The sequence below is a fragment of the Membranihabitans maritimus genome, assembly GCF_021729145.1.
Classification (GTDB): domain Bacteria; phylum Bacteroidota; class Bacteroidia; order Chitinophagales; family Saprospiraceae; genus Membranihabitans; species Membranihabitans maritimus.
This window is the reverse complement of record NZ_JAJSLW010000009.1, coordinates 235,052-252,945: the sequence shown is the minus strand read 5'-3', so window position 1 is coordinate 252,945 and position 17,894 is coordinate 235,052. Positions and strand designations below refer to the sequence as shown.

The following is a 17,894-nucleotide window of genomic DNA, read 5'->3' as shown; positions in this document are numbered from 1 at the left end:
CTGGGTCTCAATCCGGACCAGACCAGGCTTCAATCCGGACCTGCCCTGGGTTTTAACCCAGGGGAAAAATAAAATAACCGATTCGTTTCTGGCCATTCATTTTGCCCATTGCAAAATTTATGACAGAAACAATTCTCTATACAACTCTCCAGGTTGCAGAACCCATGATTTGATATATACAACCTCCTATCCTCTCATAATCTGATTTTGCAGAACTGAAGTTCAACCCGAATCAACACTGGGTCTCAATCCGGACCAGACCAGGCTTCAATCCGGACCTGCCCTGGGTTTTAACCCAGGGGAAAAATAAAATAACCGATTCGTTTCTGGCCATTCATTTTGCCCATTGCAAAATTTATGACAGAAACAATTCTCTATACAACTCTCCAGGTTGCAGAACCCATGATTTGATATATACAACCTCCTATCCTCTCATAATCTGATTTTGCAGAACTGAAGTTCAACCCGAATCAACACTGGGTCTCAATCCGGACCAGACCAGGCTTCAATCCGGACCTGCCCTGGGTTTTAACCCAGGGGAAAAATAAAATAACCGATTCGTTTCTGGCCATTCATTTTGCCCATTGCAAAATTTATGACAGAAACAATTCTCTATACAACTCTCCAGGTTGCAGAACCCATGATTTGATATATACAACCTCCTATCCTCTCATAATCTGATTTTGCAGCAGCGAAAAATACGCATTTTGGGGTATTGCATCAATAAAATTTATAGAATACATTTACAGCGTTAAAAATTGCAATTTATCGCAACGGTCCGATTTTATTAATAATCTAATCGGACGGAAATGAAATTTCAATTAACTAATAAAACAATTACATATGAACAGCAACCCCGAATAAATACCGTTGAAGAACAATCTTTAATTGTCGGAACACAAAACAATGGGAAGGTTAAAACTTTTATTACACTTTTCTCCCCCATAGCTTTAGAAAAGGATTTTTAATCGTTTTTTTCCAATATCAAAACAGCGATTAAAAAGTCAAAAGATATAAAAGATATAGCCAATTAACTTTCCCATCCGGCAATAGGAATACAAAAGAAACAAAAAATACACCGTACTAATTGAAAGAATAGACCCGTTAGAATACTTCCAGCTATTACTCACTTATAATGGCTGGCAACAAAAGGTTTGTTATCTATTGCCCGTGTTTTTGAGATAAAAATGTAATCTACTGGTAAAAAAAACCGTCTGAAAGCAGATATTAAATTGACTGAAAAAGACAATAATAAATTATTTCATTTTCCATTGAAATTCAAAATTTTACAAAAGTTTCTCACAAATATTAAATTAATAAAATTTTAAAAATTTTTGCATTCTGATAAGAAATACTAAATTTAAGTAGTTAAAACGAAAGTTTGCATGGAAATATTAGGTTATAATCGTTTCAGTTTGCTTTCGTTAAGTTTGGAAGATATGAGTAACCCTATGTACTCAGTTGTACAAAAAAACACCTAAATAAATCTAATTTTGTACAACTACCAGATTGATTACCCTTGTAATCAATTCCATCCGTACTTATATTCGACCAACAAGTATTGTTGTATTGTGAGAGCTAAGCCATATCAAAGGAAATTTGATTGAAAGGCAGTTGTATGCAATACAGGTAGGTTCGGCAAAAGTTCAAAAGATCTTTGCCCTAAAAGTGTTTTTCCCATTTGAAAAGAAATTAAATGGGACTGACAATGGCGGAGCCATATCCTTAATTGAAAAAATATGGGATTTTGCAGAGGCCTGATAGTAGAAAAATACCATTTAAAACTAGCGTACCCGACCTATTAGTACTAAAGTGCTTATTGATAAAACTAGTAAAATCTGAAGGCAAAATTTGAATAAAAAATAATGTAACACCAAACGAAAACAACCACAAGATATGGACATCACTTCGGACGACAAACCAAAGCATTGGTACGTAGTTTATACCAAACCACGCGCAGAAAAAAAGGTAGCCACCCAATTGAATGAAATGGGTATAGAATGTTACTGCCCGGTTCGCCGTGAAGTCAGACAATGGAGCGACCGGAAAAAGAAAATCGATGTTCCTGTATTACCTTCTATGGTTTTGGTATCGTTACCAGTTTCGAAACGACGGCGTATATTTGAATGTCCCAATACGGTAAGGTACTTATTTTGGGATGGGAAACCAGCTATCGTAAGTCAACAGGAGGTAGACGCGCTAAAAGAATCATTACAACAAGGGAAAGTATTATCCAGTGAAGTAAAACACCTAAGGCCCGGACAGAGGATTAGCATGGAAGAATTCGGATTCGAAGAAGAGGAAGGTGAAATTAAATACATCTCGGGAAACCATTGCTGGGTTATCATGAAAAGCATGGGTTTTGTTGTAAAACTCCGGTTGGAATCAAAACAGGCATAATCTTTATTTACAATTTCTTAGGTTGAAATTTTAACATGGCAGGCACGGACAATAAATCAACTATTTATCCATACATCCGAGACCTCCACCCGGATAAAGAATTCATCTCTACGTTCCTTACCCAGGTGTATTCACCAGGCCCCATATTCCAATGCATTTTGGATTACAGGACCAATACCTATCTTCGGGTAAGTGATAGTATTAGTACCATTTTGGGAGAAGATCCATTGGATTTTACCCCGGATGATTTATTTAACCGGATTCATCCGCGGGACAGGAACCATTTTCGCAGGAGTAAGGAATCGGGACAGTTATTTTTAATGAATCGGATATGTCGGGACGAGGTTCAATTTTATAAAATCGCTTTCCAGTACCGGTTAAAAAATAGTTCGGAGTATAAATTGTTCCTGCACCAGGAAATGGCTATTGAATGGAACCGGGAAGGAGCTATTTTGAGATCCTTTAAAATTGTATCAGATATCAACCATATTTGTAGTTCGAATAATAGGAATGTATCACTGATCGGTCTGGCCGGAAAACCATCCTATTACGGTATAGGAAGTAGGGCGTACAAGGAAGAATCGGATAGCGATTTACCTGAATTTACGCGAAGGGAAAAGGAAGTATTAAGGTATTTAGCTGAAGGTTTTTCAACAGAAAAAATAGCCAAACATCTCAGTATTTCCGAAGGGACGGTGCGGACACACCGAAGAAATATCATGGCCAAAGCCAAAAATAAAAATACGATACAAATAGTGGCCATGGCCCTACAGGAAGGGGTTATATGAATGTTCAAATGTCAGGAAATCAGGGCTAAAGCCCAAGAGTTGTCTTATGAAACTGTAAGCCTCGCCATAAATGCGAAGAAGTGATGATAGAATTGAAAACCTCGAAGATTCCAACCGATCGAAAATTCAACGTCAAATTTGCAAGTAAGTAAAACCTTCAAGGTGTATATGAGGGGCAACCCAAATTAATAATTATGGACCACTCCGTACGAAAATTATTTGAAGTATACGATAGGGCAAGTCCATATTTGTCCCGGCAATCCAGCAAGTTTAATAAAGCCCAGATACGGGATTTATTATCCAATATTTATGCACCGGGCCCCACGTATCATGGGGTTTTTGACTTCTCCAAATTTGAATTTGACTATTTAAGTGATAATATCCAATATCTTATCGGCGAAGATCCGGAAACTTTCAGTGCAGAAGACTATTTCGCCCACATCCATCCCGAAGACCGGGAATATTATCAATCATGTGAAGAAATGTTATTTGATTTTTTATTCAATTATATCGAAAGAAAGGACATTCCTTACTATAAAGTATCGTACCAATTTCGGGTACAGGTAAAATCAGAATACAAATTGTTCCTGCACCAGTCCATTGCCATCGACCTGGATGAGAAAGGTAACCTGGTAAAAACTTTTATAAGTGAAACCGATATTAGCCATATTACGTCGGTCAACAATAAAAAAATCACTCTCATCGGACTGGAAGGGCGTCCCTCCTATTATAATATTGGAAGTCTGGAAGATGTAAAAAATTATCGTCACGAACCGGAGAGATATTCGCCCCGGGAAGTCCAGATTATCCGCTTATTGTCCGAAGGGCTATCCAATAAAGATGTGGGAAGAACCCTTGACATATCCACCGAAACCGTCCGCACCCACCGAAAGAATATATTAAACAAATCGAACAGTAATAATACGGTGGAAGTAGTGGCTTTAGCCATACGAAAGGGATTGATATGAAGCATAAAACGAGCAAAATAAGGTAGCTATACTACGAAAATTTCAAAATTTGCTGTAAATGGACGGTGCTGATGGATAATTATTTCACCAAAATATCGGCAAACTGCATTCAATTACTTCAATGATCATAGTAAATAAAGGGCAAAAAGCATTGTGAAAGGTATGCCATGGTGCTAGATGATGACCTGACATTCCCTATTCTATTTATTTGATATTAAAACCACATTTTTTAGGCTAAACAATAATCCCCCCATGGACCACTCTATTCGTAAAATAATCGATGTATACAACCAGGCCAGCCCCTTTCTGGCCAGGAAGTCTACCAAGTTTAATAAAGACCAGATACGGAATTTATTATCCAATATTTATGCGCCGGGCCCCACGTATCACGGGGTTTTTGATTTCTCCAAATTCAAGTTTGACTTTGTAACGGATAATATACGAAACCTGATTGGAGAAGACCCTAATACGTTTACAGCGGAAGACTATTTTAGTCACATCCATCCCGAGGACCGGGAATATTATCAAATGTGCGAACAAATAATCATCAAGTTTTTATACAATTATATAAATCGGGAGGATATCCCCTACTACAAGGTATCCTATCAATTCAGGGTTAGGGTGGAAACGGGGTATAAATTATTCCTGCACCAATCTATTGCCATCGACCTGGATGAAAAAGGAAACCTGATGAAGACCTTTATAAGTGAAACCGATATCAGTCATATTACGTCGGTCAATAATAAAAAGATCACCATCATGGGGCTGGAAGGGCGTCCCTCCTATTATAATATAGGGGGACTGGATGACTTGGAAAATTACAGCCCCGGCCCCGTGGACTATTCTCACCGGGAATTACAAATTATCCGCTTGTTGTCAGAAGGAATGTCCAACGAAGAAGTGGGAAAGAATCTTGACATAACCACCGAAACCGTCCGCACCCATCGAAAGAATATATTAAACAAATCGAAGGGGAATAATATGGTGGAAGTAGTGGCATTGGCGATCAGGAAGGGATTGATATGAGGGAGTTAGATAGGGATAATAAAGTGGGCTAAAGTCCATAATCTTTAGTTTAAATCTGAGAGCCTCGCCATAAATGACGAGGTAAAATAATATAATAATTAATTAGTCCCAGGGCACCCTGGAATCCATTATTAGGTAAAGTAATATGATTAATATTTTACCCTTTGGATGAATGAATACTTTCCATATAGATTCAGATAGCCAGACCCATAAAAATAAAACATCCAATATCTTACTCCAATTCCGAAGAAACAAGGAACTTCTTCTAACCTTAATTTCACATACCATGATAACCAAAATCCTTATCGTATTCGGTACCCGACCGGAGGCCATCAAAATGGCCCCGCTGGTAAAAGCTTTTCTCAAAGAGCCGGGAATTTTTGAAACCCGGGTGGCGGTTACCGCCCAGCATCGAGAAATGCTGGACCAGGTACTCGATTTTTTCGAGATTGTTCCCGACTATGATCTCAACCTGATGAAACCCAATCAGACCTTACACGGGTTGACGGCAGCTATTATTACAGAAATGCAACCTATTTTCGAAGAATACCATCCCGACCATGTCTTTGTCCATGGGGATACTACTACCTCCATGGCTACGGCTATGGCGGCATTTTATTCCAGTGCGAAAGTCCACCATATCGAGGCCGGGTTGCGAACCTGGAACAAACAATCCCCCTTCCCGGAAGAAATGAATCGGCAGGTAACGGGGAGAATAGCGGATTATCACTATGCGCCAACTAAAAGAGCCAAAGAAAATCTAATCAAAGAAAATATACCGGTCGACTCTATTGTGCAAACAGGGAATACAGTTATTGATGCGTTACACTATAGCATTGAAAAAATTGAAAAAGATCCAGGAAATGAAGTACAAAACCTGGATGCTCAATTAGGAGGTAAAGAAGTAATTTTAGTCACGGGACATCGTAGGGAAAATCACGGGCAAGGATTTAAGCGGATATGTAAAGCCCTAAAAGTCATAGCCCGAGAGCAACCCGATATATTTATTGTCTATCCCGTACACCTAAATCCAAAAGTCCAGGAACCGGTAAATCGGATATTAGGAGAAGTATCCAACATACTATTAATCGATCCCCTACCCTACCAGGACTTTATCTGGCTGATGAACCGGTCAAAAATCATTATTACCGACAGCGGGGGCATCCAGGAAGAAGCTCCCAGCCTAGGCAAACCAGTACTGGTTATGCGGGAGACCACAGAACGCCCGGAAGCCGTAGAGACAGGCACAGTAGTCATGGTGGGGACTGACAGTAAGAAAATATACACTGAAACTATCAATCTATTGACCGATACAGAAAAATTTGATATTATGAGTGCATTGCACAACCCTTATGGAGACGGACAGGCATGTAACCGCATTGTGGATCACCTTACTAACCTAACTGAAAAGGCAAATAAATTTACTGAAGCAACCGTATAAATTAAAACTACATTGAAAGTAACAACCATAGGAATGGGCTATATAGGTTTGCCCACATCGGCTCTTATCGCTCATAATAATATACAAGTACACGGAGTAGATATCAATCCTTCCGTTGTCGAAACCATTAACAAGGGGAAAATTCATATATCAGAACCCGATTTGGCAGAGGTTGTAGCGAAAACTGTAGATAAGGGAATGTTGACAGCCGGTACAAGTTCCCAAGAATCAGATGTATTTTTGATTGTGGTACCTACTCCGTTCAAAGAAAAAAACGAACCGGATACATCATTTGTCAAAGCGGCGACCCAAGGGATTATTCCTTTACTCAAGGAAGGGGACTTATATATTATCGAATCCACTTCACCGGTAGGAACCACAGAAAGAATGGCGGAAATAATTTTCAGGGAAAGGCCCGAATTGAAAGATAAAATAGCCATCGCTTATTGCCCGGAACGGGTACTGCCCGGCAATATCATGTACGAATTAGTTCACAACGATCGTGTAATCGGTGGGATTAATGAATTTAGTACCGAAAAAGCAAAAGCATTTTATTCACTGTTTGTTAAAGGCGAACTACATACTACAAACGCTCGTACCGCGGAAATGTGTAAGTTAACAGAAAATTCAAGCCGGGATGTCCAGATTGCTTTTGCGAATGAATTGTCCCTGATATGTAACAAGGCAGGTATCGACGTTTGGGAATTGATCAATCTGGCTAATAAACACCCCAGGGTAAACATCCTTCGACCTGGATGCGGTGTTGGCGGTCATTGTATAGCGGTGGATCCCTACTTTATTACATCGGACTTTCCCATGGAATCCCAGATTATAGGGAAAGCTCGGGAAATCAATAACTACAAATCCTTTTGGTGTGCCGAACAAATACTCAAAGCCAAACACGAATTCCGTTTACAGCACGGCCGTCCACCTGCAATCGCTTTGATGGGCCTCGCTTTCAAACCCAATATCGATGATTTGCGGGAATCCCCCGCTCAATACATCGTACAAAGAGTACTGCAGGAAGCCCAGGACGAAGAATATTATATTGTAGAGCCTAATATTAAGGAACATCAAGTTTACAAGCTGACTCCCTATAAAGAAGCTGTGGAGAAAGCAGATATCGTGGCTTTTTTGGTGGGGCATGAGGAGTTTAAAGAGATAAAAAAAGAAAATGTCTGTGTACTTGATTTTGCGGGGATATAAATATATATAGGTTAATCAAATTACCATTTTACTCCGGAACAATTACATCAAATTAAATTGTAAAAATGGATAGCAAAAGCATATATAAATGATTCTTTACATTGCTGGAGCAGGTCATTCCGGTTCTTCTTTACTAGATGTTATACTAAATAACCACCCAAAAATTATTGGGACAGGTGAATTACATAGGTTGTCCTTGAATCCAAATACACGTATTTGCAGTTGTGGGGAACTTATAAATGATTGTCCGGTTTGGAGAAAACGAATTAAACAATTATGCAAAGAAAAAAGTCTACAATTAGAAGATTGGGAAATGTCATTTTCAACTACATATTTGCGATCTGGGTCACTAAGTAATAAAATCAATGATCTGGTCTATTGGTCAAATATTGATGAGGTAATACGAATTTTTAGTAAATTAAATCCGTTTAGTATCGGACTAAAAAAATCCATATTGAATACCAACGCAATACATGAAGTAATTAAGTCACAAGAGAATATAAGAATAGTTGTAGATAGTACAAAGAATGCAATTCGTATGAAAGGTTTAAATCTATTCTTAGATGCAAAAATTCTGTTTTTGGTTCGAGATGGACGTGCAGTTACTGCATCTGCCATTAGACGCGGTGAAGGCAATATGACTAAAGTAACAAAAAATTGGACACGAAGAATGAAGATTTTAACAAGATTACAAAACAAAATTCCTTCAGAACAATTATTACAAATAAAATACGAGGACCTATGCACTGATCCTGAAGGTATAATATCGGAAATTTGTAAATATCTATCAGTTGAATTTCTACCAACAATGCTAAAAATACATCCTGGTAATTATCATACTATTCCAGGTAATCCATGGTTAGTTAATGATCAAACCTCTGAAATTACAATAAAAAAAGATGAACGCTGGCGAAATGAATTAACCCCGCAGCAATTAGTTGAATTTGAAAAAGTTGGAGGGTTGGTGAACAGAAAATTAGGCTATGTATCCTAATTAAAGCAAAATCATTAGAACTCCAATAGCTAAAAAATATTCGGATATTAGGAAATTATGAATATTAAGGGTATTATGGCTAGGCTAAGAGGAAGTCAACTAATTAAGGATTCATTCTGGTCATTGATTGGAAATGCTGTAGCAAGAGGACTTTCACTTTTGGCAGGAATATTTATAGCACGATTCCTGGGAAAAGATATCTTTGGCGAATATGGGCTTATCAAAAGTACAATTTTAACAATCGGGGTTTTTTCTTCTTTTGGATTGGGATTTACATCAACTAAATTCGTTGCAGATTATAAAAGAGAAGCGCCTGAAAATATAAAATTATTCATCCGGTACTCCACAAAAATAACCTTGATATTTAGTGGTGTTACGTCGCTTTTACTTTTTATAACTGCCTCCTATGTGGCAACAATTATTTTTGAAGCTCAGAGTCTAATTGTCCCTTTACGATTTTTAGCTATCCTAATTGTATTTAATGCAATCACTACCACACAAATAGGTATACTTTCTGGATTAGGTGAATTCAAGACTTTAGCAAAAATTAATGGGTTTATAGGAGTGTTGACGTTTTTTTTAAGTGTAATGCTTACCTATATCTGGAATTTTCAAGGAGCGTTAATTGCTTTGCTACTATTGCAGATTCTAAACTGTGTGCTAAATTTTATTGCTGTAAGAAAGAATATTCCATTATCCGCTATTCCAATTTTAGAAGATAAAAACTTACAAAATAGAATTTTAAAATTCTCCACCCCAATAGCTCTACAAGCCGCTGTGTATAATATTACTTCGTGGACAGGAAGTGTCCTATTGGTACGATTTGCAAATTTTGGAGAGCTTGGAATGTATAATGCTGCTATGCAGTGGAATGCTATAATTCTATTCATCCCGGGAATTATGAGAAATGTTGTTCTTTCGCACCTATCGTCCAATAGCCACAAACAAGAAGAACACGGTAAAGTTCTGAATCATACCATAATAATAAATATACTGGCTACACTTTTTCCTTCTATTATAGTAGTAATAATTTCACCTTTTATTGCCACTTTTTACGGTAACACATTTGAAGGTCTATCTTTTCTCATCATATTAGCAGTGTCTTCTACAATTTTTATGAGTATAAATAATGTATATAGTCAAGCTTTTACTTCCATTAACAAGAATTGGGAAATGTTCATTTTACGATTTTTTAGAGATACCGGAGTGTTATTTGGTTTTGTACTATTAATGAAAAATTTTAAAATAAATGGCATGTATTCTTTGCTTACAAGTAAATTAATTGTAAGTATATTATTCCTGCTATTTGTAAACAGATATTACTCATATCTTATCAGAAGAGATAAATATAGTACTTAATATAATAAAGCTAAATATTATTAGAAAAAAATAAAAGTATCTATATAAAAAAAATTATATTTACGTGAACAAATAGAGGAATAGATATATTTTTAAGAATTTTTTATTAAAAAATTTATTATAATTTCGTATATAATTCAATGAAAAGCTCAAATTATTTAATAAAATCATATTCAAATAAGATAATTGCAAGAAACGATTTTTTTACTTACAATCTTTTTCTAATTTTCTTTCTAGCTTTTAGTGGCTACTATGCAGGCTTAATGATAGTTAGTAACTATTTATCAACTGATATATCAAGGTTTTTTACAATACCAGTTCGATTAATACTTCTGGCAGGAATGTTTCAAATATTTAGAGTATCTAGACAAAAAATGCCAGATTTTGGATTTGTGGCATTTCTGATTTTTTCAGGAATGTATTTGTTGCGGATCTTTTACGAAATTGTATTTGGCACGACCAAATTTTATTTACCAAATACTGAATTTCTACTATACTTTCTTTCCTTTGTATTATTACCTTTTTACTATATATCTCGGACATATTTTGTAGAAATAGATTATAGAATTATAATAAAAGCTATTCTGACATCATGCCTATTGTTATCAATACTTACTTTTTATTATTATGGAGACCTGATAGGCCAAGTTTCAAGGATTACTCAGCAAATTAAATATGGAGAAAATTATATTTCACCCTTGGCATTATCATATTGTGGATCCCTAGGTATTGGTGTAGGAAGTGCTTATATAATGACAAACAAGACGACATTAATAAATAAAATCAGCATAGGACTTCCCATAATTTCCTGTCTAATTCCATTTTTCTTAGGCGCATCACGTGGATCTGTCCTAGCTCTAGCAGCACCTTTTATGTTTTATTTTATATTTTCTAAGGGTAGTAAAAAAAGGGTTAATTTTGCCTTTATAACAGCAGCGACCGTTATAGCTTTAATTTATGCGACGACATATTTTGGGACAGGTGTATTTGACCGAATTTTTGGGATCAAAGAAGATATAAAATATGGAGGTTCATCTGTAGAAAGACTTAATATTTGGAAGTCTGATATTAATCAATTTTTAAATCACCCAATTTTTGGAAATAGTTTAGAATCAGAATATGCCGGTCATTATTCACATAATATATTAATAGAAACATTAATTACTACCGGAATTTTAGGTTTCATTCCTTTTGTAATTTTCTTTATAACTACTTTAAGTAAAATAATTAAAATAGTCAAGACCACACCTGAATATTTTTGGCTTCCTGTAATTTTTATTCAGGCAATCATACAGTATATGTTTTCTGGAGCTATTTGGGGAATGAGTTGGGTGGCAATTAGTAGTGGCTTGGTTCTTGGTTTTAATTATGTCAAAATAACTAAGACCTTCTCTAATATAATCAAGTTTAATTAAAATAATTTTGTTTGATGTCTTCAAAGAATAACAAAATTCTTATTATTCAACCAATCTTAGCCCACTACAGATATTCACTTTTTGAAATGCTTGTGGAATCAGAAGATTATGATGTTGAAATAATTGGTGAAAATAACATTGGTGACACTCGGAGTTTCTCCAGAATCAATAATAAAATAAAGCCTATCCTTAAAAATAGAAAATTAAAATTTAAGAGACACACCTATATCTGGCAATTTGGTGTTTTAAAATATATTAAGAATCTAAAACCAAAAATTGTAGTATTGACCGGAGTGGATCCACACATAATAAGTAACTTGTACATAGCTTTATTCTACAGATTTTTTAATATTAAAATTATTTGGTGGGGACACGGTAAAATTAATCAACAAGGAATTATTGGGCGTTATTCTAGGATGTTTTTCTTCAACAAAGGTAAAGGTATATTTACTTATGGTGAATATGGAAAGAAAACTTTACAAAAATATATGAATTCAAATATACATATCACCAACATAAAAAATTGTATTAATTCTGATGCCTATGGATTCAACTATTCTCAAACAAAATCCAATAAAAATAGTGTATTTACTATCCTTTTTTCAAGTACAATAAGTAAAAGGAAAAGATTAGATGTATTAATAGACGCTCTTGCCCTATTAAAAGATAATAATTTCCCTGTGCGCTGTCTAGTCATAGGAATTGGTGGACATAAAAAAATTGTTGAAGAAAAGTCGATTGAACTTCAACTGGATAAAATGGTTAAATTTATTGGTGAAAGTTATGGAAAAGATTGCGTACCATTTTTTCAACAAGCTGATTTATTTGTTTTACCCGGAGCATCTGGTTTATCAATTATCCACTCACTTTCTTATGGGGTACCATTTATTACTTCAGATAATCTCAATATACACGGTCCAGAAATTGAAATTATTCAACCTGGTATAAATGGTGATTTTTTTGAAGGATACAATCCTGCTTCCTTAGCCAAAAAGATAGTGGAGTGGAAACATAAAATCAAGGAAAATAAAATATTGATTTCTGAAAGATGTATAAAAAGTGTGAAAGAAGGAGGCTATACTCCAGAATGCGTGGAGGAAAAGATGATTTCAATATTTAGGAAGATATTGTAAACGCAATCTATTGTTCAAATTAATAATAAATCTAATTTTTCCTTGAACAATGAAAATCTCAATTGACGCTACAAATATAAAAGCAGGTGGTGGGTTAACACACTTAAAGCGTATTATCGAACATTTAAATGATGATGATGTCCAAATAGAAATTATTGGAGGTGATTGGATAGAAGTGATTAATAACTATAGAAATGTAAATAGAAAAATTCTTACATCACCTTTCAAATCTATATTAAAACAAGAAATTTTTAAAGTATTCCATTTAAAAAAATATTTATATACTTCTGATATCGCATTCATTCCAGGCGGAACCTTTAGTTCTAAAAAATTGAAGTATGTTAGTATGTCTCAAAACATGTTGGTGTTTGAAGATAATGAGCGAAAACGATTTCCTCTATCTTTTACAAGGCTTAGATATTACTTACTTGAAAAACTCCAACTTAAATCCTTTCAAAATGCCAATGGTATAATCTACATATCAAATTATGCAAAAAATTACATTGAGAATAAATATCCTAGACTAAAATCAAAAAAATCAATTGTAATTTATCACGGTATTTCAGATGAATTTAGACAACCACCTAAAGTTCAAAAGAATTTAGAGTCTTATTCAAAGGAAAGTCCCTTCAAACTACTTTACGTATCCATTGTGAATTATTATAAACACCAATGGAATGTAATAGAGGCTGTTAAACAATTAAAAAAAAACGGTTATCCAATAGAATTAGAGTTAATAGGACCAATCCACAGTTCTTTAAAATCAAGAATGGATGAAGTTTTAAATGAAACTAATAAATATGTTACATATAGAGGAAAAGTACCCTATGACAAAATTGCATCAAGTTATAAAAATGCAGATTTATTTATTTTCGCTTCAACTTGTGAAAATATGCCAAATATACTTGTTGAAGCAATGTCTTCAGGATTGCCAATACTCTGCTCCAATTATGGGCCCATGCCAGAAGTTTTAAAAGACGCTGGAGTATATATGGACCCAACCAATCCAAAAAGTATCAAAATCGGTTTAGAACAACTTCTTAAAAGCAAAAATAAAAGAAAAGAAGTAGCAGAAAAAGCATATATGTATTCACAAGAATTTTCATGGGATAAAACTTCTGAAAAAACATTTAACTTTATAAAAGCAATAGCTAACGAAATTAATAAGAATTGAAACAAATCATCCAATCTTTTAAAACGGGAGATACGATTTTAGAGGAAGTCCCAGCACCAAAAGTCCAAAATGGTCATGTTTTAATACAAACTACAAAAAGTTTGGTGTCATTAGGCACTGAGCGAATGCTTGTGGAATTCGGTCAGTCCAATCTATTCTCAAAAGCACGCCAACAACCGGAAAAAGTAAAACAGGTATTTGACAAGATTAAAACGGATGGGTTATTGCCTACTTTAGAGGCAGTGTTTAATAAATTGGGTGAACCTTTGCCCTTAGGCTATTGTAACGTAGGAAAAGTAATTGCAGTAGGTGAAGGCGTATCTGAATTTCAAATTGGTGACCGTGTAGCATCAAACGGTCAACACGCTGAATTCGTGTCTGTACCCCAAAATCTGGTCGCTAAGATTTCTGGCAACATCAGTGATAATGAAGCTGCGTTTACAGTAGTTGGTTCAATTGGCTTACAGGGTATTCGTTTGTGTAATCCCACCCTGGGAGAAACAATTATAGTTACAGGTTTAGGCTTAATTGGTCTTCTGACAGCACAATTACTTAAAGCCAATGGTTGTAATGTTATCGGGATTGATTTCGATCAATCAAAACTGGATTTAGCTAAGCAATGGGGTATTGATACTATAAATCCTGCCCAAGGTAATGATCCTGTTAAATCGGTCCTTGAAAAAACCTTTGGCATAGGAGCAGATGGTGTCATCATTACAGCCTCTACAAAATCCAATAATGTCATTTCACAGGCTGCACAAATGAGTCGTAAAAGAGGTAGAATTATATTAATTGGGGTCATAGGTCTTAATCTAAGCCGTGCAGAATTTTATGAAAAAGAACTCACCTTTCAAGTGTCTTGTTCTTATGGTCCCGGTAGATATGATGAAGAATATGAACAAAAAGGTAAAGATTATCCATTGCCTTTTGTGCGCTGGACAGAAAAGAGAAATTTTGAAACAATACTCAATGCTATTAGTTCTGGAAGTATTAATGTAAAGCCTCTGATAACTGAAATAATTCCGTTAAAGGATTATCAGAAAATATATGGAGAGATAGGTTCGTCCAAAGCCATCGCGTCAATATTATCTTATAATAATGCTACTTATAGTAATGAAATTGCTATCAATAATAATGCGAATACAAAAACAAATAGAGGGATCGCAATCGTTGGTGCCGGTAATTTCGCCAAAATGACCATCCTACCTGCATTGAGCAAAACTAGAGCTGAATTGCTGAGTATCGTTAGCAGTGGAGGTGTGTCAGGAACGACTATGGCGCAAAAATTTAATATTGCTAAAAGCGCCACATCTATAGATGTTGTATTGAAAGATGAGTCAATAAACACCATCGTCATCACCACTCGTCACAACCTTCATGCCTCTTTGGTCATTCAATCTCTGGAAGCTGGAAAGAATGTGTTTGTTGAAAAACCTTTGGCACTTAATAAAGAGGAATTAAACCACATTATCACAGCCTATGAAAACAGCAGTAGTATACTAACCGTAGGATTTAACCGCAGGTTTTCTCCTTTTACCACCAAAATGAAAAATCTATTAGGCAATGCGGGTACTCCTATCAATGTCGTTGCTACGATGAATGCAGGGATGATTCCGCCCAATGTTTGGGTGCATGACCTTAAAGTGGGGGGCGGGAGAATCATTGGAGAAGCATGCCACTTTATTGATTTAATATCCTTTCTAACAGGGTCAAAAGTAGTCGAAGTTTGCATGAATGCTATGGGCAAAAATCCGCAAGAAAATACAGACAATGCAAGCATACTATTAAAATATGAAAACGGATCCACCGGCGTTGTAAACTATTTTGCAAACGGAAGTAAGTCTTACAGTAAAGAACGTGTGGAAGTGTATTCCCAAGAACGTACCCTTATATTGGACAACTGGAGAATACTTAAAGGATATGGGTTTAAGGGATTTCGCAAAATGAAATCTAAAATAGACAAAGGTCATAAAGCACAGTTTAAGCTGCTAGTAGATCAAATCAACAAACAAAAAGAAGCTTTAATTCCATTTGACAGTTTAGTCAACACAACGAAAGCAAGTTTTGCAGCCATTGAAAGTTTAAAGTCAAAAGCCTGGGTTACAATATCATAATTTTTGGCTAAATGCTAAATAAATTAGGTCTCTTATTACCTCTCCTCCTCAAACTAGGCTACCGCAACGTAGCTTATATGGTTTGGTATAAGTCGAGTTTGAAACTGGGTTGGCGGAGACGAAAGTTTCCATTGGGTTCACCAATACCCGGACCATTTTTTACATCTACAGCAACTATAGCTAACTACCCGAAGTCCTGGAAAACAAAAACTTTAGAAAAAGCCAACAATATTTTAGAAGGGAAATTAACCTGGTTTAATTATCACAACTTTCAAGTAGACAATCCGCCCAATTGGTTTCGAAATCCCTTTGACGGTACGGAGCTGCAAAGTCCCCATAAACATTGGACAGCCCTCAGTGATTTTGATCTAAATACAGGGGATATCAAAATCCTATGGGAACCTTCCCGATTCGATTGGTTGACTGATTTGGCACGTGCGTATCGAATCACAGGCGAAAAAAAATATTTGCTCACTCTAAACGAGTGGCTGCAACATTGGTCTCAGTACAATCCCCTGAATCAGGGACCGAACTGGAAATGCGGACAGGAAACCGCCATACGGGTGATGAAACTGATCACTACATCCCATATTTTGGAACAAGATACCTGCGCTGCAAAAAACTTGAAGCGAATAGTCTATGAACACCTGGAACGCATCGAAGGCAACATTAATTACGCCATAACGCAAAACAATAATCACGGAACATCAGAAGCCGCCGGACTGTACATAGGTGCAACCTGGTTAATGAATCAAGATAATAATGAAACTACCCCTACGAAACTTCAAAAATGGAAAAAAAGAGGCCGTAAGATATTGGAAAACAGAATTCAAAAGCTCATTGCTCCGCAAGGGACCTTTGCACAACGATCCTTGACTTATCACAGGGTGGTAGTTGATACTATGAGTTGGACCCTCTACGCAATGGAAAAATACAACGAACCCACCTTTTCAAAAACCTTTGCCCGGAAATTGGAAAAGCTCGGTGAATGGCAGTACAAAATGATGGCATCCAAGTATGGCGATGCACCCAATATAGGCGCGAATGACGGAGCCATGTTTGAGACCCTTCACAACTGTGATTATAGAGACTTTCGACCGTCAATTCAATTGTTTTTTGGAGTATTAAAGAAACAGCGCGTTTTCGATGATGGACATTATGACGAAGCATTGTTTTGGCGCTATCCGAAAATATTTCATACCTTCAAAAAGCATATAATTGAACAACCAGATGCCGAAATTTTGGATCATCAATTTTTAATTATGCGGGCAGATGAAACCAAAATCATACTAAAAATACCAAATAATAAATTCCGGCCTTCAGCCTGCGATGCTTTTCATCTGGATCTTTGGCATAAAAATGAAAACTTATTAGGTGATAGTGGTACTTATTCTTATAATGGAGGAGAAGAATCTGAAAAATATAAATCAGTAGAAGCACACAATACAGTTCAGTTTGGCAAACATGAACAGATGCCCAAGATTAGTCGATTTTTATATGGGAAATGGCTAAAATGTACCTATATAAAAAAACCAATTTTGCGACAGGGAACATGGATTTGGGAAGGCAGTTATAGTGATAGTAGAGATAATGTACACACACGAAAGCTAGAATGGTTCCCTCATAAAAATATACTTCAAGTAACCGATACATTAAATTCCCTTATAGATAAAGAGAAAAAAATTTTTTGGCATTCAATTTCATCGAAGTATTCAAATTTTACAATACAAGTAAAAAATGCTAAAGATGAAAAATTGCAGGGCCATAAAAGGAATTCCTATAAATCACTCTATTACATGAATAAATCAATCAAAGAAACATACTGGTTTGCTACTCAAGACAAGATTTTCAAAACAAGAATACAATACGGTTAACA

General features: G+C 35.8%; 14 protein-coding genes. All 14 read left to right on the top strand.

Annotated elements, in window-relative coordinates; genetic code table 11:
* The first annotated feature begins 1,599 nt into the window (after positions 1–1,599).
* Positions 1,600–1,761 (top strand): hypothetical protein, encoded by a 162-nt coding sequence (locus tag LVD47_RS12990; RefSeq protein ID WP_236976906.1) that lies wholly within the window; start codon positions 1,600–1,602, stop codon positions 1,759–1,761.
* 135 nt (positions 1,762–1,896) lie between these two features.
* A complete protein-coding gene (locus tag LVD47_RS12985; protein WP_236976904.1) occupies positions 1,897–2,400 on the top strand; it encodes a UpxY family transcription antiterminator in 504 nt (167 codons plus the stop codon).
* A gap of 35 nt (positions 2,401–2,435) precedes the next feature.
* The gene (locus LVD47_RS12980; protein ID WP_236976902.1) at positions 2,436–3,188 is read left to right on the top strand and encodes a LuxR C-terminal-related transcriptional regulator; all 753 of its coding nucleotides are present in this window, start codon (positions 2,436–2,438) and stop codon (positions 3,186–3,188) included.
* 194 nt (positions 3,189–3,382) lie between these two features.
* Positions 3,383–4,156 (top strand): response regulator transcription factor, encoded by a 774-nt coding sequence (locus LVD47_RS12975; protein WP_236976900.1) that lies wholly within the window; start codon positions 3,383–3,385, stop codon positions 4,154–4,156.
* Positions 4,157–4,408: 252 nt separating this feature from the next.
* A complete protein-coding gene (locus LVD47_RS12970) occupies positions 4,409–5,182 on the top strand; it encodes a response regulator transcription factor (protein WP_236976898.1) in 774 nt (257 codons plus the stop codon).
* A 289-nt stretch (positions 5,183–5,471) separates the two neighbouring features.
* Positions 5,472–6,623 (top strand): non-hydrolyzing UDP-N-acetylglucosamine 2-epimerase, encoded by a 1,152-nt coding sequence (gene wecB / locus LVD47_RS12965; RefSeq protein WP_236976953.1) that lies wholly within the window; start codon positions 5,472–5,474, stop codon positions 6,621–6,623.
* 12 nt (positions 6,624–6,635) lie between these two features.
* A complete protein-coding gene (wecC, locus tag LVD47_RS12960) occupies positions 6,636–7,829 on the top strand; it encodes a UDP-N-acetyl-D-mannosamine dehydrogenase (protein ID WP_236976889.1) in 1,194 nt (397 codons plus the stop codon).
* A gap of 88 nt (positions 7,830–7,917) precedes the next feature.
* Positions 7,918–8,823 (top strand): sulfotransferase family protein, encoded by a 906-nt coding sequence (locus LVD47_RS12955; RefSeq protein WP_236976887.1) that lies wholly within the window; start codon positions 7,918–7,920, stop codon positions 8,821–8,823.
* Positions 8,824–8,898: 75 nt separating this feature from the next.
* Complete coding sequence (locus tag LVD47_RS12950) at positions 8,899–10,182, top strand: oligosaccharide flippase family protein (protein ID WP_236976885.1); 1,284 nt, start codon at positions 8,899–8,901, stop codon at positions 10,180–10,182.
* A 140-nt stretch (positions 10,183–10,322) separates the two neighbouring features.
* Positions 10,323–11,597, top strand: a complete 1,275-nt coding sequence (locus tag LVD47_RS12945) for an O-antigen ligase family protein (RefSeq protein WP_236976868.1) — start codon at positions 10,323–10,325, stop codon at positions 11,595–11,597.
* Between the two features lie 14 nt (positions 11,598–11,611).
* Complete coding sequence (locus LVD47_RS12940; protein WP_236976866.1) at positions 11,612–12,730, top strand: glycosyltransferase family 4 protein; 1,119 nt, start codon at positions 11,612–11,614, stop codon at positions 12,728–12,730.
* Positions 12,731–12,779: 49 nt separating this feature from the next.
* On the top strand, positions 12,780–13,904 hold the full coding sequence (locus LVD47_RS12935) for a glycosyltransferase family 4 protein (RefSeq protein ID WP_236976864.1): 1,125 nt from the start codon (positions 12,780–12,782) through the stop codon (positions 13,902–13,904).
* The gene (locus LVD47_RS12930) at positions 13,901–16,018 is read left to right on the top strand and encodes a bi-domain-containing oxidoreductase (RefSeq protein ID WP_236976862.1); all 2,118 of its coding nucleotides are present in this window, start codon (positions 13,901–13,903) and stop codon (positions 16,016–16,018) included. The genes LVD47_RS12935 and LVD47_RS12930 overlap by 4 nt, the downstream gene beginning before the upstream one ends.
* 11 nt (positions 16,019–16,029) lie before the next feature.
* Entirely contained in the window at positions 16,030–17,892 is a 1,863-nt protein-coding gene (locus LVD47_RS12925) for an alginate lyase family protein (RefSeq protein WP_236976859.1), read from the top strand.
* Positions 17,893–17,894 lie beyond the last annotated feature (2 nt).

Bases quoted from the DNA above. Each gene is read 5' to 3' on its own strand.
- LVD47_RS12935 (WP_236976864.1), top strand. From the start codon at position 12,780: ATGAAAATCTCAATTGACGCTACAAATATAAAAGCAGGTGGTGGGTTA.
- LVD47_RS12940 (WP_236976866.1), top strand. From the start codon at position 11,612: ATGTCTTCAAAGAATAACAAAATTCTTATTATTCAACCAATCTTAGCC.
- LVD47_RS12985 (WP_236976904.1), top strand. From the start codon at position 1,897: ATGGACATCACTTCGGACGACAAACCAAAGCATTGGTACGTAGTTTAT.
- LVD47_RS12975 (WP_236976900.1), top strand. From the start codon at position 3,383: ATGGACCACTCCGTACGAAAATTATTTGAAGTATACGATAGGGCAAGT.
- LVD47_RS12970 (WP_236976898.1), top strand. From the start codon at position 4,409: ATGGACCACTCTATTCGTAAAATAATCGATGTATACAACCAGGCCAGC.
- LVD47_RS12950 (WP_236976885.1), top strand. From the start codon at position 8,899: ATGGCTAGGCTAAGAGGAAGTCAACTAATTAAGGATTCATTCTGGTCA.
- LVD47_RS12925 (WP_236976859.1), top strand. From the start codon at position 16,030: ATGCTAAATAAATTAGGTCTCTTATTACCTCTCCTCCTCAAACTAGGC.
- LVD47_RS12945 (WP_236976868.1), top strand. From the start codon at position 10,323: ATGAAAAGCTCAAATTATTTAATAAAATCATATTCAAATAAGATAATT.
- LVD47_RS12980 (WP_236976902.1), top strand. From the start codon at position 2,436: ATGGCAGGCACGGACAATAAATCAACTATTTATCCATACATCCGAGAC.
- LVD47_RS12955 (WP_236976887.1), top strand. From the start codon at position 7,918: ATGATTCTTTACATTGCTGGAGCAGGTCATTCCGGTTCTTCTTTACTA.